Source organism: Protofrankia sp. CiP1_Cm_nod3, from assembly GCF_982290655.1.
This window is the reverse complement of sequence record NZ_CEVIVD010000002.1, coordinates 79,525-103,527: the sequence shown is the minus strand read 5'-3', so window position 1 is coordinate 103,527 and position 24,003 is coordinate 79,525. Positions and strand designations below refer to the sequence as shown.

Annotated in this window: 18 protein-coding genes; 7 read left to right on the top strand and 11 right to left on the bottom strand. The window is 71.3% G+C overall.

Annotated elements, in window-relative coordinates:
- Positions 1–79: 79 nt before the first annotated feature.
- Positions 80–1,408 carry an acyltransferase family protein gene (locus AC5LUJ_RS01330; protein WP_493464341.1) on the top strand — a complete coding sequence of 443 codons (1,329 nt, stop codon included), beginning with the start codon at positions 80–82 and terminating at the stop codon, positions 1,406–1,408.
- Positions 1,409–1,477: 69 nt separating this feature from the next.
- Here the strand turns inward: AC5LUJ_RS01330 and AC5LUJ_RS01325 are convergent, their stop codons facing one another.
- The 5 genes from AC5LUJ_RS01325 to AC5LUJ_RS01305 all read right to left on the bottom strand — a co-directional run bounded on the left by AC5LUJ_RS01325 (position 1,478) and on the right by AC5LUJ_RS01305 (position 9,092).
- Positions 1,478–2,875 (bottom strand): hypothetical protein, encoded by a 1,398-nt coding sequence (locus AC5LUJ_RS01325; protein ID WP_250281186.1) that lies wholly within the window; start codon positions 2,873–2,875, stop codon positions 1,478–1,480.
- 289 nt (positions 2,876–3,164) lie between these two features.
- Entirely contained in the window at positions 3,165–4,082 is a 918-nt protein-coding gene (locus AC5LUJ_RS01320) for a class E sortase (RefSeq protein ID WP_493464340.1), read from the bottom strand.
- Positions 4,083–4,315: 233 nt separating this feature from the next.
- Positions 4,316–5,494, bottom strand: coding sequence for an RNA polymerase sigma factor (locus AC5LUJ_RS01315; protein ID WP_250281182.1), 1,179 nt, complete (start codon positions 5,492–5,494; stop codon positions 4,316–4,318).
- A 40-nt stretch (positions 5,495–5,534) separates the two neighbouring features.
- Positions 5,535–7,472, bottom strand: coding sequence for a DNA primase (dnaG, locus tag AC5LUJ_RS01310; RefSeq protein WP_250281180.1), 1,938 nt, complete (start codon positions 7,470–7,472; stop codon positions 5,535–5,537).
- A gap of 369 nt (positions 7,473–7,841) precedes the next feature.
- Positions 7,842–9,092 carry a deoxyguanosinetriphosphate triphosphohydrolase gene (locus AC5LUJ_RS01305; RefSeq protein ID WP_250281177.1) on the bottom strand — a complete coding sequence of 417 codons (1,251 nt, stop codon included), beginning with the start codon at positions 9,090–9,092 and terminating at the stop codon, positions 7,842–7,844.
- A 95-nt stretch (positions 9,093–9,187) separates the two neighbouring features.
- Here AC5LUJ_RS01305 and AC5LUJ_RS01300 point away from each other — a divergent pair, with 95 nt between their 5' ends.
- Both AC5LUJ_RS01300 and AC5LUJ_RS01295 read left to right on the top strand, forming a co-directional pair.
- Entirely contained in the window at positions 9,188–9,343 is a 156-nt protein-coding gene (locus AC5LUJ_RS01300) for a hypothetical protein (RefSeq protein ID WP_250281175.1), read from the top strand.
- Between the two features lie 40 nt (positions 9,344–9,383).
- Positions 9,384–9,923, top strand: a complete 540-nt coding sequence (locus AC5LUJ_RS01295) for a PH domain-containing protein (protein WP_250281174.1) — start codon at positions 9,384–9,386, stop codon at positions 9,921–9,923.
- A 43-nt stretch (positions 9,924–9,966) separates the two neighbouring features.
- Here AC5LUJ_RS01295 and AC5LUJ_RS01290 read toward each other — a convergent pair whose 3' ends face one another.
- The 3 genes from AC5LUJ_RS01290 to ppdK all read right to left on the bottom strand — a co-directional run bounded on the left by AC5LUJ_RS01290 (position 9,967) and on the right by ppdK (position 15,564).
- Positions 9,967–11,841, bottom strand: coding sequence for a transketolase (locus AC5LUJ_RS01290; protein WP_250281173.1), 1,875 nt, complete (start codon positions 11,839–11,841; stop codon positions 9,967–9,969).
- A 182-nt stretch (positions 11,842–12,023) separates the two neighbouring features.
- Positions 12,024–12,695 carry a YdcF family protein gene (locus AC5LUJ_RS01285; protein ID WP_250281172.1) on the bottom strand — a complete coding sequence of 224 codons (672 nt, stop codon included), beginning with the start codon at positions 12,693–12,695 and terminating at the stop codon, positions 12,024–12,026.
- A 169-nt stretch (positions 12,696–12,864) separates the two neighbouring features.
- Positions 12,865–15,564 (bottom strand): pyruvate, phosphate dikinase, encoded by a 2,700-nt coding sequence (ppdK, locus tag AC5LUJ_RS01280; protein ID WP_250281171.1) that lies wholly within the window; start codon positions 15,562–15,564, stop codon positions 12,865–12,867.
- Between the two features lie 555 nt (positions 15,565–16,119).
- Between ppdK and AC5LUJ_RS01275 the strand changes: the two genes are divergently transcribed.
- The 4 genes from AC5LUJ_RS01275 to AC5LUJ_RS01260 all read left to right on the top strand — a co-directional run bounded on the left by AC5LUJ_RS01275 (position 16,120) and on the right by AC5LUJ_RS01260 (position 21,028).
- The gene (locus AC5LUJ_RS01275) at positions 16,120–17,220 is read left to right on the top strand and encodes a hypothetical protein (RefSeq protein ID WP_250281170.1); all 1,101 of its coding nucleotides are present in this window, start codon (positions 16,120–16,122) and stop codon (positions 17,218–17,220) included.
- Entirely contained in the window at positions 17,220–18,530 is a 1,311-nt protein-coding gene (locus tag AC5LUJ_RS01270; protein ID WP_493464339.1) for a toxic anion resistance protein, read from the top strand. The genes AC5LUJ_RS01275 and AC5LUJ_RS01270 overlap by 1 nt, the downstream gene beginning before the upstream one ends.
- A 131-nt stretch (positions 18,531–18,661) precedes the next feature.
- A complete protein-coding gene (locus AC5LUJ_RS01265; RefSeq protein ID WP_250290628.1) occupies positions 18,662–20,245 on the top strand; it encodes a substrate-binding domain-containing protein in 1,584 nt (527 codons plus the stop codon).
- Positions 20,246–20,320: 75 nt separating this feature from the next.
- A complete protein-coding gene (locus tag AC5LUJ_RS01260; protein WP_250281165.1) occupies positions 20,321–21,028 on the top strand; it encodes a hypothetical protein in 708 nt (235 codons plus the stop codon).
- A gap of 73 nt (positions 21,029–21,101) precedes the next feature.
- Here AC5LUJ_RS01260 and AC5LUJ_RS01255 read toward each other — a convergent pair whose 3' ends face one another.
- The 3 genes from AC5LUJ_RS01255 to AC5LUJ_RS01245 form a co-directional block, all read right to left on the bottom strand.
- A complete protein-coding gene (locus AC5LUJ_RS01255; RefSeq protein WP_493464338.1) occupies positions 21,102–22,487 on the bottom strand; it encodes a glycine--tRNA ligase in 1,386 nt (461 codons plus the stop codon).
- Between the two features lie 175 nt (positions 22,488–22,662).
- Complete coding sequence (locus AC5LUJ_RS01250; RefSeq protein ID WP_250281163.1) at positions 22,663–23,034, bottom strand: antibiotic biosynthesis monooxygenase family protein; 372 nt, start codon at positions 23,032–23,034, stop codon at positions 22,663–22,665.
- Positions 23,035–23,131: 97 nt separating this feature from the next.
- A complete protein-coding gene (locus AC5LUJ_RS01245) occupies positions 23,132–23,935 on the bottom strand; it encodes an isoprenyl transferase (protein ID WP_250281210.1) in 804 nt (267 codons plus the stop codon).
- Positions 23,936–24,003 lie beyond the last annotated feature (68 nt).

Here is a 24,003-nt window from a genome sequence, read left to right as displayed (position 1 = left end):
GGCGGGTGCGTCCACCCGGGCCCGCGGAAGCGCTTTCCCTCGACGCCCGGGTCTCCCCCGGCAGCCGGATGGAGGAATCATGAACGGTCGCGGCGTACCCGGCCCGCGCCCACGCCCGGCGGCCCGCTCGCACCGCCCGCGGAAACCCACGGTCCAGAGCGCCTTCGGCCCCGACAACAGCCTGAACTTCCTGCGCCTGGTGTTCGCCGTCCTCGTCATGATCGCCCATGGCTGGGCACTGGGCGGATTCGGTCTGTTCCGGCTCGGGAAGTACGAGGTGAGCGCGCTCGCCGTCGACTCGTTCTTCGTCATCAGCGGGTTCCTGGTGACCCGCAGCAACGTGCGGGTGCGTGGCACCGCCCGTTTCCTGTGGCACCGCTTCCTGCGGATCTACCCGGCGTTCTGGGTCTGCCTCGTCGTCGTCGCCGGGTTCTTCGCGCCGCTGGGATGGCTGCACACCCACGGCTCGCTCGACGGTTTCCTGGGCGCGCCCCACGGGCCGCTGCGGTACATCATCGACAACAGCACGCTGCACATGCGGTTCTACGACGTCTCGGGGACTCCGGCCGGCGACGCTGTGTCCGGGGCGGCCGGGGCGGCCGGGGCGGGCACAGCCTCCTGGAACGGCGCGCTCTGGTCGTTGTGGTGGGAGTTCCTCTGCTACCTCGGGGTGGCCGTCCTCGGCGTCCTCGGCGTGCTGCGACAGCGGCGGGTGGCCGTCGCCGGGCTGGCCGTCGCCATGTGGTCCGCGGTGGTCGTCCACCACCTCGCGCCGGGCTTCGCCGGCGCCGTGCTGGGCAGCCCCCTTGCCGAGGGCGCGCTGCGGCTGGGCCCGCTGTTCCTCTGTGGGTCGCTGCTGTTCCTCTACGGGGACCGGGTGCCGCTGTCGGGGCGGCTCGCGGCGGTGGCGGCCGTCGCCGTGACAGGCTCGATGTTCCTGCGTGAACCGCACCTGGTCCTGGGGCCGCCACTGGCCTACCTGTGCCTGTGGCTGGGCGTCCGGCTGCCGCTGCACCGGGTCGGGGCGCGCAACGACCTCTCCTACGGGCTGTACATATATTCGTCCCCGGTGCAGCATCTGCTGGCGTTGTACGGGCTGCACCGGCACGGCGCGGTGGTGTACTTCTCCGCGTTCACGGCGGGGTCGGTGGCGCTCGCCGCGGGCAGTTGGCTCGCGGTCGAGAAACACGCGCTGAAACTGAAGCACTGGACGCCGGAACGCTTCCGGGTGGCCCGCCTGCCGGCCGTGGGGGCCCAGGGCGCCTGGTGGCGGGCCGGCGGCCGCGGCCTGCCCCGAACGGCGCCGCCCATGGCGCTGCCACGCCAGGGCAACGGGCCCGGGGAAGCGGCCGGCGGCGCCTTCCCGGAAGCCACGGCTCCCGAGCGTCCCGGCCCGGCCGGGACCTGAGCGCGGGCGGCTGGCGACAGGTACGGGCCGCCGGGCGGGAAACCTGCCCGGCGGCCGCGCGCCGGGCTGTCAAAAGGCCCTCCCCAACGGCCCGGTCTTGCCCAACGGTTTCCCGGCGGCTTTCCGTGGCCCGCCGGGGGGGCCGTCGCCGACGAGCAGGAGAAGCGCCAGGAAAATCCAGGTGAAAAGCGCCACCCGGTTGGCCGTGAAAGCGGGCAGGCCCGCGGTTGCCGCCACGCTCATGATAAGCACGGAGGTGGCGAACGGCCGCTGCGGCCCGGACCGCGCCGGCCGCCCGGCAAGCCACGTGCCGGCCAGGACGGCCAGCACGAGCGCGAACAGCACCACTCCGAGCACGCCGCCGACGATGACCACCTCGACCCAGGAGCTGTCGTACGACACGGCGAGCCCGCCGGCGCCGTAGCCGAACCAGGGCCGGGTGGCGAGCACATAGTCGAACACCATCCCGGACGCGCCGTTCGACCCCAGCCGGCCCGCCGTGTACTTCTCCACGACGTCGCCGCCGTCACCACGGCTGAAAAGCGCGGACAGCATCCACGCGCCGCGCCACCGTGGCACGTCGACCTGGGTGAGGACGAGCCTGAACAGCCCGGCCATGGCGGCGATGACGAGCACCCGCCGAAGCCGCCGGCCCTGGCGGACCGCCTGCCACAGCGCCAGCGGTATACCGATCAGCAGGAACATCTTCGACGCGCTCAGGACGCCGCCGACGAACACCGGGGTGGCGACGAGGCCGAGCAGCACCGGCCGGTCCCGGCCGGGCCGGGCGAAAAGATAGAGCGCCGCGAACAGCGCGAGAGCACACGCGATACCGGCCTCGGCCGGCTGCGCGAAGATCCCGGTCAGCCGGCCGTTGCTGAAGGCGCGTACGGCAACCGTCGTCTCCAGGGTGGCCGGCCCGTAGCCCCAGAACTTCTGCAGCCATCCGACCGGATTGACGAAAAGGCCGCTGAACGCGATTATCCCGTTGCCGGCGACCAGTGTGACAAAAGCCGCGCACACGGCGTCCAGCAGGTCCAGCCGGGTATATCCGGTCGCCAGCCAGCAGCTCACCAGGAGCAACGCGGCCAGTGGGTACAGATAGTTGTCGACGCCGGACAGCATGCTGCCCGGAAGAAAACGGCCGGGTATGACCGGGCCGTCCGGGCTGATCATTGCCGAAAATGCCAGGAACGCCCACAGGCCCAGGACACACGCGTACCAGCCGTCGAATCTCAGCCGCGACGCGAGGAATGGCAGGCCGGCCAGCAGCGACCCGTACACCACCACCTGCTCGGTGCGCACGCCGTTCATGAGGTACGGCCCGAACGCCGCCACGGCGACGATCACGGGCCAGGCGCGGACCAGCGGGTGCTGGTGACCGGTGCGGGGCGCCGGCCCCGTGTTCGGCGGCGATCCCGTGTTCGGCGGCGATCCCGTGTTCAGCGGCGATCCCGTGTTCAGCATCGGCCGCGGTGGCCTCCGTCCTGTTCGTCGTGCTGTTCCGGGCCTGCCGTCGCGGCGGGCGGCGCCGTCCGCCGCCGGATGGCCGTGGCCCGGCTGGTCCGCGTCAGCGCTGGCCGGCCGTCGTGGCTCATTCCTCAACGGTCACCCGGGTGAGCGGAAGGTGGGGCTCGACGGCCGGGAAGACGCCGAAGAGCAGGCCGGCGGCCACCGCCACGACAAGCGCTGCCATCAGGGCGAGCCTTACGGCGAACCCGCCGGGAAGGTGCCGGAAGATCCATCCGTACACCCGTCACCTCCCAGCCGTGCCAGGCGGCTGCCCGGGGGTCTTCGGTCGGCTGCCGGTGAGCTCACCGAAAATGATCAGGCGGCTGCTGGCCGAGTACTTCGGATTGCAGGTGGTGAACGTCAGCAGGCTTTTCGCGGGCCGTGCGCCGGGCTGTCCGGGTACCGGCAGGATCACATCCGTCCGGGCGGGGTCGACCACTTCCGAGCCCGTCACCCGATAGACGAAATAGCGGTCCCGGACCTCGACGACGACCGGGTCACCGGCCCGTAGCTCGTCCAGCCGGCTGAACGGATGGCCGTAGGTGGTGCGATGCCCGGACACGACGAAGTTGCCGACCTCGCCGGGCCACGCGGTCCCCGGATAGTGCCCGGGGCCGCGCCGTAGCGCGCCGTCCGACACCCCCTCGACGACAACCGGGGCGTAACCGTCGCCGAAACGGGGGATGCGCAGCACGGCCACCCCGGCACCGACGTCCGCCGATGCCGCCCCCGGCCGCGGCAGGCCTGTCGACGGGGCTGCCGCGGCCGGGGCCGCCCACTGCCGGGACAGTTCGGAGCGCAGCCGGTTCTGGGTACGCTCCTGCACCATGTCGGTGACCCACAGTTCGTAGACCACGAACAGCGCCACCACGAACCCAACAGTGATCAGTAACTCACCGGCGCCTCGCGCGACGCGTCCGACCAGTTCTCCCCCGCCGCGGAACGTGGGCTGTCGGCCGGGTGGCCGCCGCCGCGGTGGCTGCCGGCCGGGCGGCTGCCAGCCTGATGCGTCCGGCGGCGCGCCGTCCACGCCGGCCTGCCCAGCGAGCGGACGCGTCGGCTGCGTCCTCACGACGGCAGGTGACACTCTCGACCGTTTCCGTGACCCGTTCCAGGGCTCGGGAACGCTGCGGGCGTCAGGACCAGGCAGCACAGTACCCATGATGGGCACTTTAAGTCATCAAGCGACTACTACCGCACTCCGACCCGCAGAGGCGACTCCTACTGGTTCGCCGACATCAGGACACGATAAAGACGTAAAGTAACAAATCGTACACAATCGGGACGCGACAGTCGGGACGCGTCGGCCTGAGCGCCACTGCTGCCGGCGGCCAGTGACCACCAGCCAGCCCGTGCCGCACACGGCCGCGCGGGCACTCCCCGCCCGCAGGTCGCCTACTCCAGGTAGTCGCGCAGCTTCTGGGAGCGGGACGGGTGACGCAGCTTCGACAGCGTCTTCGACTCGATCTGCCTGATGCGTTCGCGGGTGACCCCGAACTCCCGGCCGACCTCCTCCAGCGTGCGCGGGTGGCCGTCGGTGAGCCCGAAGCGCAACTGGATGACCTTCTTCTCCCGGTCGGAGAGCGTGTGCAGGACCGAGTCGAGCTGCTCCTGCAGCAGGATGAAGCTGGCCGCGTCGACCGGCACGACCGCGTCGCAGTCCTCGATGAAGTCGCCGAGGTGGGAGTCCTCCTCCTCACCGATCGGCGTCTCCAGGGAGACCGGCTCCTGGGACACCTTGAGGATCTCACGCACCTTGTCGGGCGTGAGGTCCATCTCCTTGGCGATCTCCTCCGGGCTCGGCTCACGGCCGAGGTCCTGCAGGAGCTGCCGCTGGATGCGGATCAGCTTGTTGATCGTCTCGACCATGTGCACCGGGATGCGGATGGTGCGTGCCTGGTCGGCGATGGCCCGGGTGATCGCCTGCCGGATCCACCAGGTGGCGTAGGTGGAGAACTTGTAGCCCTTGGTGTAGTCGAACTTCTCCACCGCGCGGATCAGACCGAGGTTGCCCTCCTGGATGAGGTCCAGGAACAGCATGCCGCGGCCCACGTAGCGCTTGGCGATCGACACCACCAGCCGCAGGTTCGCCTCGACGAGCTTGCGCTTGGCGATCTGCCCGTCCCGCTCGATCGCCTCCAGATCACGGCGCATCTGCGGGGCGGTCTTGCGGGTGGCCGCCGCGAGCTTCTCGGAGGCGAACAGGCCGGCCTCGATCCGCTTGGCGAGGTCGACCTCCTCCTCCGCGGTCAGCAGCGGGACCTTGCCGATCTCCTTGAGGTACATGCGCACCGGGTCGGAGGTCGGCGCCTTGAGCGCCAGCTCCTCCTCCTCACGGCGACGCCGGGCGAGCAGGTCGTTCTCCTCGGCGTCCTCCCCACCCGCCTCGAGGATCTCGATGCCCTCGTCGTTGAGGACCTGCAGGACGGCGTCGGTCTGCTCCGGTGGCAGCTCGGCCGCCTGGAGGGCGACCGTGACGTCCTCGGTAGTGAGGAAACCGATCTCCTTGCCTCGGGTGATGAGGTCCTTGACCTCGTCCACCTGGGCTTCGCGCGGTAGGACGGCTGGACTCATGGTCGGAATCTCGTCACTTCCTTCTCGGGATCGACCCAGGTTACGCGGCACCCAGGCCCCGCTCCCGGAGTTGGCGCTTGTGCTGTTCCAAGGCGATCAGCTCACCATATGCGCGTCTGAACGTCTCGGCGTCGGTTACGGGATTGAGCCGCTGCACACGCGACTTCAGATCCGCAATGCGACGGGTCACCTGCAACTCCTGTACGCGTGACATCTGCTCATCGACATACCGGTCGTCCACATCGTGGTCACAGAACACCGCCTCCACGGCAAGCTCGATGACGAACCGCCGGAGCTCGTCCTGCCCGGCCGCCTCCACCACCGTCTTGACCCAGGTCTGGACGTCACCGGCGGCGGGCAGACCGGCGCACACACCGCCCACGGCAGCGATCACCTCACGGACGGCGCGGTGCTCCTGGACCGTGAACAGCTCCGGGGAGAGCGTGTCGAACACCGGGCCGGCAAGTCCCGGATACTGGAGGGCGACCTTGAGTACCTCCCGTTCCACCGCCACGACAGTGTCGTCCGCGACGGCGTCATGCCGACGCGGCAGCTCGGCCCGGCCGCCGGTGCGACCGCCGCGCGCCGCGTGGTCGCCCTGGCCGTGGGCAGGGCCGTCGAGGGACGCCGTACCACCGGCGGCCCCTCGTGGCCGATGCTCAGCGACCCGCCGCACCACGAACTCCTCGTCCAGAAAACCAAGCCAGTTATCCAGATTAACCGCGTAACGGTGTCGTAGCCCCCGATCCTTCAATTTGTTGATCAGAGGGGCCGCCGCGTCGATCGCCGCCAGCCGCCCCTCGGTGGTGTCGAGGTCGAAGCCGGCCAGCTTCCCGCGGATGGCGAACTCCACCAGCGGGAGGCGGGAGGCGACCAGGTCGCGCACGGCCACGTCCCCGCGCTGGACGCGCAGATCGCACGGATCCAGCCCGGACGGCTCGATCGCCACGAAGGTCTGGGTGACGAAACGTTCCTCGAACTCGAACGCCCGGATGGCGGCCTTGCGGCCCGCCTCGTCGCCGTCGAAGGTGAACACGACCTCGCCGCGGTGCTCGCTCTGGTCCATCAGCAGCCGCCGCAGCACCGTCACGTGCTCACTGCCGAACGCGGTGCCGCAGGAGGCGACCGCGGTCGGCACCCCGGCGAGGTGGCAGGCCATCACGTCGGTGTAACCCTCGACGACGACGACCTGGTACCGCCGGGCGATCTCCCGCCGGGCCAGGTCGGCCCCGTAGAGCAGATTGGCCTTCTTGAACAGCGGGGTCTCGGGTGTGTTGAGGTACTTCGGCCCGGGGTCGTCGGCGGCGAGACGGCGGGCGCCGAACCCGACCACGTCCCCGGCGAGGTCGCGGATCGGCCAGACCAGCCGGCGGTGGAAGCGGTCGATGAGGGTGCCGCGGCTGCTCTGCTTGGCCAGGCCGCCGAGGACGAGTTCCGCGGCGGTGAAGTGCCGGCCCATCAGGTGGCGGGTGAGGGCGTCCCAGCCGGCGGGCGCGTAACCGACGCCGAACCGCGCCGCCGCCTCCTGGCCGAAGCCGCGGGCGGCGAGGAAGTCCCGGCCGTCGCCGGCATCGGCGCCGGCCAGCCGCTCGGCGTAGAACTCCGCGGCCGCCCGGTGGGCGTCGAGCAGCCGCTGGCGCTGGCTGGTGACCGCGCGGCTGGTCACTCCCCCGCCCTCGTAGGTGAGGGTGATCCCGGCACGGCGGGCCAGCCGCTCGACCGCCTCCGGGAAGGACAGCCCGTCGATGGCGCGCACGAAAGCGATCACGTCGCCGCCGACGCCGCAGCCGAAGCAGTGGTAAGCGCCGACCTGCGGCCGGACGTTGAACGACGGCGTCTTCTCGTCGTGGAACGGGCACAGGCCCCGTAGCTGGCCGCTGCCGGCCGGGCGGAGCTGCACATAGTCGCCGATGATGTCGGCGAGCGGCGAGCGGTCACGCACGGCAGCGACATCGGCGTCACGGATGCGTCCGGCCACACGTCCCTCCCTGCGTCCCGGGTGGAGCGCTAGCGGGCTGGTGTCACGGAGGCCGTCCGGCGCGCACCTTGTGTCACCACCGGGTGTCGCCACCGGCCGTCAGCCCTCCGGAAGGCAGCCCTCCGGAAGACTGTCCGGGCCCCCGCAGACCCGCATTCTTCCCCGATGTTACTTGTCATCTGGACCGCAGTGCCGATCTTACGGCCGCAGCATGTAACACGCCGTGTCCCGGACGCTCCCAACAGGCCGGCGACGCGCCGGCCACCGTCCGGCGCCACCGTCCGGCGCCACCGGCTCCGTGGCACCGTCACGCGGCCCACCGGCCGGGGGCCGTCCGCGCGAGGGCAGGCTTCCAGGGCGGGGACGCCGTCAGAGGACCGCCGGCCAGCGCCGGCCGGTCAGCTGCGCGTGGCGGCGGCCCGCGCTGGCGTCGGTGAGCCGGGCGATCTGGTCGATGACCACCCGCAGCCTCGCCGCGTCGTCGCGGGCGGCGGCCCAGGCCGGCCGCAGCAGTGGGTCGAGCGCCTCCGGCGCGCGTGTGAGCAGCAGCGCGACAAGCTCCGCGATGACCTCCCGCTGGCGCCGCTGGCGTTCGTGCGCGTCCCGGCGGTCCATGACGAAGGAGGCGGTCACCCCCTTGAGCAGCGCGCACTCGGCGACGGTCGGGGCGGGGACGACCAGATCAGCGTGGTAGCGGCACAGCGGCGGGTCGCCGTACGCCTCCCGGGTGGCGCGGACCGCCGCGACGCACAGGCGCGCGATCAGCTCGCTGGTCATCGTCCGCACCGCGCGCAGCGCGTCCGGTGTGGTGGCCGGCCCGGTCACCCACCACGGCTGCCGGCGCAGCCGGTCCAGCGCCTCGCCCACCGCCGCCGGCGGCGCCACCGGGTAGCGGGCCGCGGTCGAGGCGACCAGCTCGGCCCGCCGTCCCGGATCCTCCAGCCGGCCCAGGTCGATCAGGCCGGCGACCACCCCGTCCTCCAGGTCGTGGGCGCTGTAGGCCACGTCGTCGGCCCAGTCCATGATCTGGGCCTCCATGCAGCGCCGGCCGGCCGGCGCGCCGTCGCGGACCCACTCGAAGACCGGTAGATCGTCGGCGTACACACCGAACTTCGGCGTGTCGGGCCGCCGCGCCCACGGGTACTTCAGGGACGCGTCCAGCGTCGCCCGGGTGAGGTTCAGGCCGGCGTCCCGCCCGCGGACGTCGACGACCTTGACCTCCAGCCGGGTCAGCTCCCGCAGGCTCTGCGCGTTGCCCTCGAAGCCCCCGCACCCCTCGGCGGCCGCGTCCAGCGCGGCCTCGCCGTTGTGGCCGAAGGGGGGGTGGCCGATGTCGTGGGCGAGACAGGCCGCGTCGACCAGGTCCGGGTCGGCGCCCAGTGAGCGGGCCAGGCCACGGCCGACCTGAGCGGTCTCCAGGGAATGGGTCAGGCGGGTGCGCGGGAAGTCGTCGTCGAGCGGGCCGACGACCTGGGTCTTGCCGGCCAGCCGGCGCAAGGCGCTGGAATGCAGGACACGCGCGCGGTCCCGCTCGAACCAGGTCCGATCGTCCGGTGTACTCTTCTGTCGCTCCTCGCCCCAACGCACCACGTCGGACGCGGCGTACCACCTCTTGGCCACAAGCCTGAGCGTATAGGCGCGATTTCCGCACGTCTGAGGCGCGAAGCGGCGATACTTTGTGGTCAGCCCGCCCAACTTCGGCCCGGAGGCCCGCCGTGGACAAGATCGTCAGATACGGTCTCATCGCGTTCGTCATTTTCTTCGTCGTCAGCTTTCCCGCGAGCGCCGCCAGCATCATCGAGCGAGCCATCAACGGACTGGAGTCCGTTGGTAACGGTTTGTCAAATTTCGTCACCGACGCCGTTCTGTGAAACAGGGTGAGCCAACGGCCCGGCCCGGGAGGTTATGATCATGGTGAGAATCCGGATCCCTGACCCCACCGCCAGGGATGACAGGTACCTTGCCACCCGCGAGCGACTGGTCGTGAAGGTCCGGATGCACTGGGCCATCCTGCTGCCCGTCTTTCTCCAGACCCTGGCGTCCGCCATCGGTGCAATCCTGTTGACGATCCTGCTCAATGGCCTGGACGCCAGCAAGTCCGTTGTGTCGCTGCCCTGGTGGTTCCTGCTTTTCATGATCTTCAGGATGCTGTGGAAAGTCGCCGACTGGCACTTCGAGCACCTGATGGTCACGGACAAGCGCTTGTTGAAGGTGTCCGGGATCTTTTTCCGCAAAGTGCAGACCATGCCCCTGGAGAAAGTGACGGACCTCACCTACAACCGGGACCCGATGGGCCGGCTGCTCGGATACGGCGAGTTCATCGTCGAATCCGCCGGGCAGGACCAGGCCCTGTCGAAGATCCAGTTCCTGCCCCGCCCGGACCGGCTCTACCTGACGATGTGCGACATGATGTTCGGAGGTGCCCCGGCGCCCGCTGGTTCGGACGACTGACCCCCTCCCGGCGCCGACGGCTGCCGCGCCATCGGCCGGCCGGTCAGCGCAGCAGGGCCCGGGCCGCCACCGCGATGTGGCCCGCGTCGATGCCCGCCGCGGCGAGCAGTTCGGCCGGGGTGCCCGACCCGGGCAGCTCGCGCACGGCGAGATGGGCGAGGCGTACCGGTACCCCCGCCGCGGCCGTCGCCTCCAGGACGGCGCTGCCCAGGCCGCCCTCGGGGTGGTGGTCCTCGGCCACGACGAGACGGCCGCCGGTCACCCGTGCCGCCCGCGTCAGAGTGGCGATGTCCACCGGTTTGACCGAGTAGAGGTCGATCACCCGGGCCGGGACGCCCTCCGCCGCGAGCGTGTCCGCCGCCGCCAGGCAGTGGTGCAGGGTGACCCCGGCGCCGACCAGGGTGACCACGTCGGCGTCCGACCGGCGCACCACCTTGGAGCCGCCCACGGTGAAGGACTCCCCCGGCCCGTAGATCACCGGATAGGCGCCCCGGGTCGTGCGCAGGTAGCTGACCCCGTCCAGCTCGGCCATGAGCTCGACGAGCCGGGCCGCGCTGGTCGCGTCGCTGGGGTAGAGGACGCGCGAGCCGTGCACCGCCCGCATCATCGCCAGGTCCTCCAGCCCCATCTGGGACGGGCCATCCGGGCCGATCTCGACGCCGGCGTGCGATCCGGACAGACGGATGTTCGCCGCCGAGATCGCGGCCATCCGGATGAAGTCGTAGGCGCGCGAGAGGAACGCGGCGAAGGTGGACGCGAACGGGACGTACCCGCGTGCCGACAACCCGACCGCGGCGGCTACGAGCTGCTGCTCCGCGATGAAGATCTCGAAGAAACGGTCCGGGTGGGCCGACGCGAAGTCCTCGGAGTAGGTGGAGTTGCCGACCTCGGCGTCCAGGGCCACCACGTCCGGGCGGGCGCCGAGGGCGGCGAGCGCCTGCCCGTACGCCCTGCGGGTGGCGACCCGGGCGCCGAGAGGGTAGGTAGGCAGGCGCACCTCGGCCGGCGGTGCGGGCGGCGGCCGGCGGCCGGCGGCGGGCGGCAGTGGGCCGCGGACACGCAGGTGGCGCTCGCCCCCGAGCTCGGCGACCGCGCGTTCGGCCAGGTCGGCCGGCAACGGCCTGCCGTGCCAGCCCTCGGCGTCGGCCGTCCCGGAGAAGCCCTCGCCCTTGCGGGTGCGGGCGAGCACGACCACCGGCCGGTCGGAGCCGGACGCCTCGGTGAGGACCTCGTCGACCGCGGCGACGTCATGCCCGTCGACCGCGAGCGCCCGGCAGCCGAACGCCTCGACCCGGCGGGCGTAGGTGTCGAGGTCCCAGCCGAGCTCGGTCGGGCCGCGCTGGCCGAGCCGGTTGACGTCCACGATCGCCGTCAGGTTCGACAGCTGGTAGTAGGACGCCTTGTCCAGCGCCTCCCAGATGGAGCCCTCGGTCATCTCGCTGTCCCCGCACAGCACCCACACCCGGTAGGGCAGCCGGTCGAGGAAACGGCCGGCGAGCGCCACCCCGACCGCGTCGGGCAGCCCCTGCCCGAGCGAGCCGGTGGCCACGTCGACCCATGGCAGCACCGGCGTCGGATGCCCCTGCAGGCGCTGGCCGTAACGGCGGTAGCCGGTCATCAGCTCGTGGTCGGACACCACGCCGACGGCCTTGAACACCGCGTACAGCAGTGGGGAGGCGTGCCCCTTGGAGAAGACCAGATGGTCGTTGGCCGGGTCGTCCGGCCTGTCCCAGTCGTAGCGCAGGTGCCGTCCGACCAGCACCGCCAGCACGTCCGCGGCCGACATGGACGACGTCGGATGGCCTGACCCGGCGGACGTCGTCGCCCGGATCGAGTCCACCCGCAGCTGCCGCGCCAGCTCGCGGATCTGGTCGAGGTCGGCCGGGTCGATCGCGATCTCGGACACGGGAGTTGCCACACCAGCCTCCTGTACGCCTGCGTATCCGTGTCTGGCAGTGCTGGAAAGCAGCCGGTGGCGTCATGGATGGCGATCCAGCGGACGTGCGCGGGCACCGCCCACGCGAGCGGCCATGTGGGGGCTCTACCCCGGGTTCCGCCGTCCCGAACGGCGCCGGCCTGTGGAATCAGCCGGCCTGTGAATCAGAGTGCGGCGGGGGCGGCGCCGACCGGGGTCGCCCGGTGGAAGAGCTGGTAGAAGCGGTACGCGGCGCCTTCCCGGACGATGTAACGCAGCGTGGTGACGACGCCCCGGGTGGCCGGGCCGGTGGTGACCGGCGAGGTGACCGCGTCGATGTCGAGGTCACGGGCGATGGTCCGGGAGCGCAGCGAGTGCCACGGGTCGGTCACGATCACCGCGGACCGCCAGCGGTTCACCGCCATGCTCCTTGCCACCGCCCGCAACGACCCCAGGGTGTCCCTGCCCTCACCCACCACGACCACGGCGGTGGCCGGGACGCCGCGGGCGGCCAGGTAGTTCGCCGCGGCCCGCGCCTCGGTGTAGACGTCACCGGCCTGGGAGCCGCCGACCGTCACGATCCGGGGCGCGACACCGGCACGGTAGAGGGCCAGCGCGTGGTCGAGACGGGCCGCGAACACCGCGGACGGGCGGCCGTTGAACTGGGAGGCGCCGGGCACGATCAGGACGTCCGACCGGCGCTGGTCGTCCGAACGCCCCACCACCCATATCTGGATCATCGTGAGAACGCTGATCATCACGCCGGCCAGGACGAGGATCGCGACCACCCTCAGCAGCCATACCCACCAGCGTGCGTGCAGCCACCGCGCTGTCCACGGCCGCGGGATGGTAGCCACAGGCAGTCACGGTATGCCCAAATCAACGCGGGGCGGCAGGTGTTCCACCGCACAGCGGGCACACCGGCCGGCCAGCCGGGCAGCCGGTACATCCGGTATGCCCGTCAGGCGTCCGTCGGGCCCGGTCAGGCCGTGCCCGACGGGGATCACAGGCCGTGCCCGACGGGGATCAGGCCGTGTCCGACGGGTGGCCGGCCGCGAGGATGGCGGCCCGGCCGGCCTCCAGCCGGGCGACCGGCAGGCGGAACGGCGAGCACGACACGTAGTCGAGCCCGATCCGGTGGAAGAAGTGCACGGAGTCCGGGTCGCCACCGTGCTCCCCGCAGACACCGAGCTTGAGCCCCGGCCGGGCCGCCCGCCCCTCCTCGGCCGCGAGCCGCACCAGCCGGCCGACCCCGTCCCGGTCCAGCGACTCGAACGGGGACACGCCGAAGACGCCCAGCTCGAGGTAACGGGAGAAGAACGACGACTCCACGTCGTCACGGGAGAAGCCCCAGCTCATCTGGGTCAGGTCGTTCGTCCCGAAGGAGAAGAACTCCGCCGCGCCGGCGATCTGGCCGGCGGTCAGCGCCGCCCTCGGCACCTCGATCATCGTGCCGATCAGCGCGGGCACGTCGACCCCGCTCTCGGCGGCGACCTCTGCCAGCACCTGCTCGGCCCGCTCACGGACGATCTCCAGCTCCTGGACCGCGCCCACCAGCGGAACCATGATCTCCGGACGCGGGTCCCCGCCCCGCCGGCGGCGGATGACCGCGGCCTCGGCGACCGCCCGCACCTGCAGGGCGACCAGCCCCGGGATGAGCAGCCCGAGCCGCACCCCGCGCAGCCCGAGCATCGGGTTCTCCTCGTGCAGCCGGCGGACCGCCGCCAGCAGCGCGGCCTCGCCGTCCACGGCGGGCCGGCCGGTCGCGGCGGCGACGCCCACCTGCACCGACAGCTCGGTGAGGTCGGGCAGGAACTCGTGCAGCGGCGGGTCGAGCAGCCGGATCGTCACGGGCCGGCCGTCCATCGCCGTGAAGATCTCGACGAAGTCGTCGCGCTGCAACGGCAGCAGCGCGGCCAGCGCGGCATCGGCCTCCTCGTCACCGTCGGCGAGGATGAGCCGTTCGACCAGCTTCCGGCGCTCGCCGAGGAACATGTGCTCGGTCCGGCACAGCCCGATACCGACGGCCCCGAAGCGGCGGGCGCGCTCGGCGTCCTGCGCGGTGTCGGCGTTGGCGCGCACCGCGAGCCGGGCGGCGGCGTCCGCGTGGGTCATGATCCGGTGGACGGCGTCGACCAGCGGGTCGGAGCCGTCCGCGGGCAGCCTGCCCTCGAAGTACTCGACGACCGGGGAGGGCACCACCGGCATCTCGCCGAGGTAGACCACGCCGGACGAGCCGTCGATCGAGAGCACGTCCCCCTCGTGGACGACGATGCCACCGGGTGCGGCCGCCCGCCGCCGGTGGGTGTCGACGTCGATCTCCTCGGCGCCGCACACGCAGGTCCGGCCCATGCCGCGGGCGACCACCGCGGCATGGGAGGTCTTCCCGCCCCGGGAGGTCAGAATGCCCTGTGCGGCGATCATGCCGTCGAGGTCGTCGGGGTTGGTCTCCCGGCGGACCAGGATGACCGGGACGCCGGCGGCGGCGAGCTGAACGGCCCGCCGCGAGTCGAAGACGGCCTGTCCGACGGCGGCGCCGGGGGACGCGTTCATTCCCCGGGCGATCCGCCGGGCCTGCCCGTCCGCGGCGAACCGGGGGAACATCAGCTGGGCGAGCTGGGCGCCGGTGACCCGGGCCAGCGCCTCGTCCATGGTGATCAGGCCCTCGTCGACGAGCTGGACGGCGATCCGGAAGGCCGCGGCCGCGGTGCGTTTCCCGACCCGCGTCTGCAGCATCCACAGTTTGTTGCGCTCGATGGTGAACTCGATGTCGCACAGGTCGCGGTAGTGCCGTTCAAGGGCTGCCATGACGGACAGCAACTGGTCGTAGGCGGGCCGGTCGACGTCCGCCAGCGCGGTGAGCGGCAGGGTGTTGCGGATACCCGCGACGACGTCCTCCCCCTGGGCGTTCTGCAGATAGTCGCCGTAAACGCCCTGGTCGCCGTTGCCCGGATCGCGGGTGAACGCCACGCCGGTGCCCGAGTCCATACCCAGGTTGCCGAACACCATCGCGACCACGTTGACCGCGGTGCCGAGATCCGCGGGAATGCGTTCCTGGCGGCGGTAGAGGCGGGCGCGTTCACCGTTCCAGGAGTCGAACACCGCCCGGATCGCCAGGTCCAGCTGTTCCCGGGGGTCCTGCGGGAAGTCCCGGCCGGCCCGGTCGCGGACGATCGTCCTGAACGTCTCCGTCAGCCCCCGCAGATCGGCCTCGTCGAGCTCCAGGTCGCTGGCCGCCCCGCGGGCCTTCTTCACCGCCTCCAGGGCGTCGTCGAACAGCTCGTCGGGCACCCCGAGCACGGTCCTGCCGAACATCGCCAGCAGGCGCCGGTAGGAGTCCCAGGCGAAGCGCGGCGAGCCGGACTGCCTGGCCAGGCCGGGCACGGACGCGTCCGACAGGCCGACGTCCAGGACGGTGTCCATCATCCCCGGCATGGAGAACTTCGCGCCCGAACGCACCGAGACGAGCAACGGGTCGTCCGGGTCGCCCAGCCGCCGGCCCATGGCCCGCTCGAGGGCGCGCAGATGCTCGTCGACCTCGTCGCGCAGCGCCGCCGGCACCCGGCCGTGCGCGAGATACTCGCGACAGGCGACGGTGGTGATCGTGAAACCGGGCGGGACGGGAAGCCCCATGTTCGTCATCTCGGCGAGATTGGCGCCCTTACCGCCGAGCAGGCCCTTGAGATCCTTGTTCCCCTGGTGGAAGTCGTACACATAGGTGGTCATGGCCGCCCCCTCGTGTCCCGCCTCCCGCGAACCACCGCCGAATCGACCATGTCACGTCACCCCGGCTCGCGCAGGTCACCCGGACGGATCCGCGGCTCCCCTCCCGAGAAGTCGTCCCGAGAAGTCGTCCGGTAGCCCGCCGGACCGGCCCCTGACAGCCAGCAGCCTACCGTCACGGGCCGTCCGGAAAAACGTTCCGGGAACTATCCGGGAACCAGGCGCCCGGTTCGCCGCGCCCAGCCGGTTCCGGGCGGTGCCGGGAGATATCCGGAACGTTCACCGGCCACACCCACCAGGATTCCCACCGCCCGGCCGGAAAATCACCTGATCAGCATTTTTTCGCATCTGACGCATGTCAACGGGGTAAACAGGGTAAATTATCACCATGTCCGACAGGTGAACAAAATTCGTACATATATCGAACCCCGCCTGCCCAGGACCCGCCGGTCACGGCGGACAGACCATGATGCGTACCGACGGGCTCGGACCACCAGTGCCGAGGGACCAGCGGACCAACAGCGTCGACCAACAGCGTCGAAGGAGGGGGCGGACGCCGTGCGAGGCCACCGGGTTCTCGGGCTCGCGCTTGCCGGACTGCTCACCATCGGCGTCCTCGCCGTGATCGTCATCCCGCGGATCCGGCCCGCTCCGCACAAGAACGAGACCACCGTCCGGGCGCTGGTCTCGTCGGAGAAACAGCCCTTCTTCTCCGATCCGGACGTGGTCGCCGCCCTCGGCCGTGCCGGCTACCGGCTTGAGATCACCTCCGCCGGCTCGCGCGAGATCGCCACCACCCACGACCTGTCCGGCTTCGACCTGGCCTTCCCGGCCGACGCCCCACAGGCCGACCGCATCAGGCGCGACCGCGGGATCAGCGCCTCCTACGTGCCCTTCTTCACGCCCATGGCGATAGCCACCTTCGCCCCGGTCGCGGAACTGCTGACCGCGGCGGGTGTCAGCAGCCGAGAAGGTGACCACTACCTGTTCGACATGCGCAGATACCTCGACCTGGTGGCGGCGGGCACCCGGTGGTCCCAGCTGCCCGGGAACAACGCCTACCGGACCGACAAGTCCCTCCTCATCAGCTCGACCGACGTGCGGACGTCGAACTCGGCCGCCCTCTACCTGGCGATCGCCTCCTATGTGAGCAATGGCGGAAACGTGGTCACCGATCCCGGAACGGCCGAACGGATCACGGACCGGCTCGCGCCCCTCTTCCTCAGACAGGGCTATCTGGACGCGTCGTCCCAGGAGCCGTTCAACGACTTCCTGACCATCGGTATCGGGAAAACGCCGATGGTCATGGTCTACGAGGCCCAGTTCCGGGCCCACGCGCTCGCCCGGGACGGTTCGCTGACCAACGACATGCTGCTGATGTATCCGAGTCCGACCATCTACGCCAAACACACCGTTGTGCCGCTGACCTCCGCCGGAGACACCGTCGGGCGCCTGCTCACGACCGACCCGGAACTGCAGCGGCTCGCCGTGCGGCACGGATTCCGCACCGCGGACGCCGGTTACGGCCGGCAGTACGCCGCCGAACGCGGGAGCGGCCCCGTACCGCAGCTGGTCAACGTCATCGAACCACCGAGCGCGGAGATATCCGAACGGATGATCAGTCGGATCGAGGCGCAGTACACGAAGGGCCCGGGTTGATGAGCCTGTCACCGTCGACACCGTCGACACCGACGACACCGACGACACCGACGACACCGACGCCACCGGCACCACCGGCACCCGCACCGCGGGCGGCCGCGGACGACACCGGCGCGCAGCTGGTCCTGGTGCCGCCCGCGGCCGTCGCGCCGGTCACCCCCGAGCAGGCCGGGCCCGCCGTCCCGATCAGCCCTCAGGCGGCCGCGCGCCTGGCCGACCAGGCGGTGGCCTTCGCCGACGCCCTGGTCGGCATCGACCCGGCCTCCCCCGCCTTCACCACCAAGGTCGCCGCGGTGCACCGGATGGGCGAGAAGGAGATCCGCGCGTCCGCCTCGGTCTCCAACCGGCTGCTGGACAGGCCGGCACGGGCGATGAGCACCGGCGCGCTCGACGCGACCTCGTCGGTGTCGGCCTCCCTGGTGGAGCTGCGCAGGGTGGTCGGCGACCTCGATCCGTCCAGGGCGAACCTGCTGGGCCCGAAAAAACTGCTCGGCGTGATCCCGTTCGGGAACCGGCTGCGGGACTACTTCGCCTCCTACCGGTCGTCACAGGCCCATCTGGACGCGATCCTGCAGGCGCTGCGGAACGGGCAGGAGGAGCTGCGGCGGGACAACGCCGCGATCGAGCAGGAAAAACACAATCTGTGGACCACCATGGGCCAGCTGCGCGAGTACATCCAGCTGGCCGCGAACCTCGACGCCGAACTTGTCACCCGGATCGACCGGATCAGCGCCAGCGACCCGGAACGGGCTCGGACGCTGCGCGAGGACGTCCTGTTCTACGTGCGGCAGAAACACCAGGACCTGCTCACCCAGCTCGCGGTCAGCGCGCAGGGCTACCTCGCGCTGGAGATGGTCCGGCGCAACAACCTCGAACTGATCAAGGGTGTGGACCGGGCGAGCACGACGACCGTCGCGGCGCTGCGCACCGCGGTGATCGTCGCGCAGGCGCTGGCCAACCAGAAGCTGGTGCTCGACCAGATCTCCGCGTTGAACGAGACGACCGAGCGCATCATCGTCGGCACCTCGGAGCTGCTGCGGCAGCAGACCGGCCGGATCCACGAGCAGGCGGCGTCCTCGGCCGTGTCGGTGCAGGCCCTCCAGCAGGCGTTCGCCAACATCTACGCCACGATCGACACGATCGACGGATACCGCAGCGCCGCGCTGGAGAACATGCGGACCACGGTGGAGACCCTGTCCGAGGAGATGGGGAAGGCAGCCGCCTACCTGGACCGGGCCGCCGCGGCCGCTCCCGCCGAGGCCGCTTCGGCCACGGCCGGGGAGCTGGAGATCTCCGGCGGCGGGCGGTGACCCGCCGCCCCCGTTCCCCGCACGCGAGGGCGTCGTCGCGACTCGGAGCACCCTCTGGTCCGGCCACTCGAACCGTCACCTTCAGCCATGGTCCCACGCGCGGCAGACGCGGGCGCTCGCTGCGCACGGCCGTGTTCGGGCTTCTCGCCGCGTGCGCGACCGTGTTCGCCGTGGCCTCCTGCGGCTCCGGCTCCGACCCGCCGCCGGAGCCCGGCCCGGGCAGACCGGGTGTGCTGCGGATACTCGCCGGCTCGGAGGTCGCCGACGTCGAACCGCTGCTGGACGACCTGCGCGCGGCCACCGGGGTCACGGTGCGGCTGACCTACACCGGCACGCTCGACGGCGCCGAGAAGATCATCGGACATTCCTCGGGAGCGGACGCCGCCTGGTTCTCCTCCGACCGCTACCTGCGCCTGCTGCCCGGTGGCGCGACAGCGGCCGTCGCCCGTACCCCGGTCATGGAATCACCGGTGGTCCTCGGCGTCCGGAGCTCGCTCGCCACGAAGTTCGGCTGGACGGGCAACCCGAACGTCACCTGGTCGGACATTGCCGCGAAGGTCGCCTCGGGTGAGCTGACGTACGCCATGACGAACCCGGCGGCGTCCAACTCCGGGTTCAGCGCGCTGGTGGGTGTCGCGGCCGCGCTCGCCGGAACGTCGGACGCGCTGCGGGCCTCCGACATCCGCGGTGACGCGCTGACATCGTTCTTCTCGGGGCAGACGCTCACCGCGGGCAGCTCGGGCTGGCTCGCCGACGCCTTCGCCGCCCGCCCGCAGGACGCCGGCGGTATGATCAACTACGAGTCGGTGCTGCTGTCCCTGCAGCGCTCCGGCCGGCTGCACGAGCCGCTGACCATCGTCTATCCCAGGGACGGCATCATCACCGCCGACTACCCCATGCTCCTGCTCGACCCGGCCCGGCGGGACGAGTACACCCGGGTGGTGAACTGGCTGCGCAGCCCCGCGGCCCAACGGCGGCTACAGACCGACACCAACCGCCGCCCGGCCGTCCCGGGCGTGCCGCTCGACCCGAGGTTTCCCGCGGCCCGCCTGATCGAACTGCCCTTCCCCGCCACCCAGGCGGTCGCCGACGAGCTGCTGGGCTCCTACTTCGACCGTTTCCGCCGGCCGTCACACGCGATCTTCGTACTGGACGGGTCCGGTTCCATGGCCGGCCAGCGCCTGGCCGGCCTGAAGTCCGCGCTGGCGGGGCTCACCGGCGGCGACACCTCGCTCTCCGGCCGGTTCACCCGGTTCCGCGGCCGGGAGAAGATCACTCTGCTGCTCTTCAACAGCTCGGTCGGCAGGCCCCGCGAGTTCGTCGTGACCGACGCGCAGGCGTCCTCACCGGACCTGGCCGCGGTCCGCTCGTACATCGACGGCCTACAGGTGCAAGGAGGAACAGCCATCTACTCCGCGCTCACGGACGCCTACCATCTTGCTTCCAGCTCGATCGTCCGGGATCCCGGATATCTGACGTCGATCGTCCTGATGACGGATGGCGAGAACAACACCGGGCTGTCAGCCGCGCAGTTCCGCGCCGACTACCAGGAGCTCCCCCAGCAGGCCCGGGACGTCCGCACATTCTGCGTCATCTTCGGCGAGGCACGCCCGGACGACCTGCGTTCGATCGCCACCGACACCGGTGGCGCGACGTTCGACGCGCGGGCGTCCTCGCTGGCGGAGGCGTTCAAGGACATCCGTGGCTATCAGTGACCACCGTGGCTCCGGCGCACGCGACCGGGGCATGCGCGACATCACGGGGAGCCAGGCCGCCGGCCGGGAACGGCGGTGACGGTGGTCCGGCTGCCGCGGCCTGACCCACCGCCACCGCCACCGCCGTCGACCAGCGGGCCCCGCGGGAAGGTGCTGGCCTGGCTCGGATCACCGAAGAACATCGCCGGCTGCACCGGCGCGATCGGCGGACTGGGGCTGACCGTCACCGGCGTGGCCGGCTCGCCGGAGTGGCCGTTCGTCGTCACCGCTCTGTATGCGATAGGCGCCCTGGTGGCCCCGGCCGCCCGCCCGGCGGCGCCGGCCGGGGCCCGACCGCGCGTCGCCGAGCTCCGCACGGTCGTCGACGCGCAGTTGCGGATCCTGGCCGCCCATGCGCCGGCCGAGATCACCACGGCCGCGGCGCGGGTTGCCGACGCGCTGCGGGAGGTGCTCGACCGCCCCCACCTGCTGCGTGCCGGCTCCCCCGAGACGTTCGTGATCGTGCGGACCATCGACGACTACCTGCCGACCGCGCTGGAGGTGTATCTCGGCCTGCCGCCCCGGTACGCCGAGACACACCGGCTGGACGACGGGCGTACCCCGCGCCAGGTCGTCGTCGACCAGCTGGGCCTGCTGGAGAAGGGCGTACGGGACGTCACCGAGGCGGCGGCGGCCGGGGACACCGCCAGGCTGCTGTCCCACGGCCGCTTCCTCGCGGACCGGTTCGGCTCGACAGACCTCGACCTGCCAGGCCCGACCGGCCCGACGGGCCCGACGGTGTGATCATCCCGTCGGCACGGCCGCGTCCGGCCTGGCTTCCTGGACAGTTCCCAGGTGGGGAGCCCGGCCGGAGGCGTCAGCAGGGGCCGAGCTTGGCGTTGAGGTAGGAGACCACCTGGTCCATGGCGACGCGTTCCTGCGCCATGGTGTCGCGCTCACGGATGGTGACCGCCTGGTCCTGCAACGAGTCGAAGTCGACCGTGAGGCAGAACGGTGTGCCGATCTCGTCCTGCCGGCGGTAGCGGCGCCCGATCGCGCCGGCATCGTCGAAGTCGACGTTCCAGTGCCGGCGCAGCGCCGCGGCCAGGTCGCGGGCGACCGGCGACAGGTCGGCGTTGCGCGACAGCGGCAGCACCGCGGCCTTCACCGGCGCGAGCCGCCGGTCCAGCCGGAGCACCACCCGGCGGTCCACCCCGCCCTTGGTGTTGGGCGCGGTGTCCTCCGCGTAGGCGTCCAGCAGGAACACCAGGGTGGCGCGGTCCACCCCGGCCGCGGGTTCGATGACATAGGGGGTGTAGCGGGTGCCGGTGGCCTGCTCGAAATAGGTCAGGTCCGCGCCGGACGCCTTCGCGTGCACGGACAGGTCGTAGTCCGTCCGGTTAGCGACGCCTTCCAGCTCGCCCCATTCCAGGCCGGCGAAGTCGAAGCGGTACTCGATGTCGACGGTCCGTTTCGAGTAGTGGGAGAGCTTCTCCTTCGGATGCTCGAAATGACGCAGGTTCTCCGCCCGGACGCCGAGGTCGCGGTACCACTTCGTCCGCTCGTCGATCCAGTACTGGTGCCAGGTCTCGTCCTCGCCCGGCGGGACGAAGAACTCCATCTCCATCTGCTCGAACTCACGGGTCCGGAAGATGAAGTTGCCCGGGGTGATCTCGTTGCGGAACGACTTGCCGATCTGGCCGATCCCGAACGGCGGCTTGCGCCGGGCCGTCGCCTGGACGTTCGCGTAGTTGATGAAAATGCCCTGGGCCGTCTCCGGGCGCAGGTAGGCCAGGCCGGAGGCGTCCTCGACCGGGCCCAGGTAGGTCTTGAGCAGGCCGTTGAACATCCGCGGCTCGGTGAACGTGCCACGGGAGCCGCAGTTCGGGCAGGCGACCTCGCCGAGGGACGTCGGCGGCCGGCCGCGCCTGGCCTCGAACGCCTCCTCCAGATGGTCGGCGCGGAACCGCTTGTGGCAGGACAGGCACTCGGTCAGCGGGTCGACGAAGACCTGCACGTGGCCGCTGGTCTCCCAGACCTCGCGGGCGAGGATCACGCACGAGTCGAGGCCGACGACGTCCTCCCGGCCCTGGACCATGGCCTTCCACCAGGCGCGCTTGACGTTGTTCTTCAGCTCGACCCCGAGCGGACCGTAGTCCCACGAGGCCCGCAGGCCACCGTAGATCTCGCTCGAGGGGAAGACCAACCCCCGGCGCTTGCACAGACTGACGATGGTGTCCATGCGGTCGGATGCACTGGCCACGCGGGCGCTCCCTTCCTCTCTGCCCGGTGTCAACGGTGACATGGGCGGTGGGGTCCTCGACCCGGTCTCCGGCCCGCGCAGAGGATCAGGTGCCGTCGAGGGAGTCGAGCACCCAGCGTACGGGCCAAACGGCGATCATGACCGCGCAGGTGTGGTCTTGCCCGCGGCCGGCCGGTCATCCCGGCGGCCTGTCACCGGGCCCGGCGGTGGCGGCGTCCGACGCCAGGTCGGAGCCACCACGGCGGACGGGGCCGCCGGCGGCCTCATGCGCCAGCAGCACCTCGAACGCGCCCGGCTCGTCGACGGCGTAGGCCATCAGCGGCGTCAGCTCCATCCGGACGTCGAAGGCCCCCAGCGCCCGGCGCCAGGCCCCCACCCCGTCCCATTCGGATGTGATGACCCAGAGCTCCGGGTCGTCCACGGCGCGTCCCAGCCGGGCCGAGCGGTAGCCTCGCGCACCGGCGAGAACGGCCAGCGTCCGCTCCGCGCGCTCACGGAAGGCAGCGGCATCTTCCGCTGGGACCCGTAGCCGGGTGACGACAATCACCGCACGGTTCTATCAGCCCGCCCGCCCCGGCCGGGCTACCGCCGGGGCACACCCGGATCAGGCCCCGGGATCAGGCTCCCCGGATCAGGCCCCGGGATCAGACCCCGGAGGGATGGGCGACGACACCGCCATAGCGGCGGTCCCGCTTGGCGAAGTCCAGGCAGGCCGCCCACAGGTCCCGCCGGTCGAAGTCCGGCCACAGCCGTTCGACGAACACGAACTCCGCGTAGGCCGCCTGCCAGAGCAGGAAGTTGCTCAGCCGCTGCTCCCCGGAGGTGCGGATCAGCAGGTCGACGTCGGGCATCTCCGGCTCGTCGAGATAGCGGGCGAGGGTGTCCTCGTCGATGCGGTCCGGCCGCAGCCGGCCGTCGCGGACGTCCCGGGCGATGGCGGCGGCGGCGTCGGCGAGCTCGGCCCGCCCGCCGTAGTTGACGCACATCACCAGGGTGAGACGGTCGTTCCCGCGGGTGCGTTCCTCGGCCGTCTCCAGCCGCCGGATGACGTTGCTCCACAGCCGGGGACGCCGCCCGGCCCACCGGACCCGGACCCCGAGCGTGTCCATGTCGTCGATACGCCGGCCGAACACCCCGTCGGTGAAACGCATCAGGAACGCGACCTCGTCCGGCGACCGTTTCCAGTTCTCGGTGGAGAAGGCGTACACCGACAGCCAGCGGACGCCGAGTTCGATGGCCCCCTCCACACAGTCGAAGAGGGCGTCCTCACCGGCTTCGTGGCCCTTCGTCCGGGGCAGGCCACGCATTTTCGCCCACCGGCCGTTGCCGTCCATGACGATGGCGACGTGTCGTGGGATCAACGCGGAAGGAATCTCCGGCGGGCATGCGCCGGAAGGATGTGGGTGAGGCGCCCGGAACTGCCCAGCCCCCCCGTTACGCAGATTCACCGGCTCGGCCCCCCTCCTGCTTGTTGACGGCCTTGTGACGGCCTTGTGGCGGCCTTACGGCCTTGTGG

Coding starts and splice junctions, on each gene's coding strand:
- AC5LUJ_RS01325 (WP_250281186.1), bottom strand. CDS start 2,875: ATGCTGAACACGGGATCGCCGCTGAACACGGGATCGCCGCCGAACACG.
- AC5LUJ_RS01295 (WP_250281174.1), top strand. CDS start 9,384: ATGGTGAGAATCCGGATCCCTGACCCCACCGCCAGGGATGACAGGTAC.
- ppdK (WP_250281171.1), bottom strand. CDS start 15,564: ATGACCACCTATGTGTACGACTTCCACCAGGGGAACAAGGATCTCAAG.
- AC5LUJ_RS01315 (WP_250281182.1), bottom strand. CDS start 5,494: ATGAGTCCAGCCGTCCTACCGCGCGAAGCCCAGGTGGACGAGGTCAAG.
- AC5LUJ_RS01320 (WP_493464340.1), bottom strand. CDS start 4,082: ATGGGTACTGTGCTGCCTGGTCCTGACGCCCGCAGCGTTCCCGAGCCC.
- AC5LUJ_RS01330 (WP_493464341.1), top strand. CDS start 80: ATGAACGGTCGCGGCGTACCCGGCCCGCGCCCACGCCCGGCGGCCCGC.
- AC5LUJ_RS01270 (WP_493464339.1), top strand. CDS start 17,220: ATGAGCCTGTCACCGTCGACACCGTCGACACCGACGACACCGACGACA.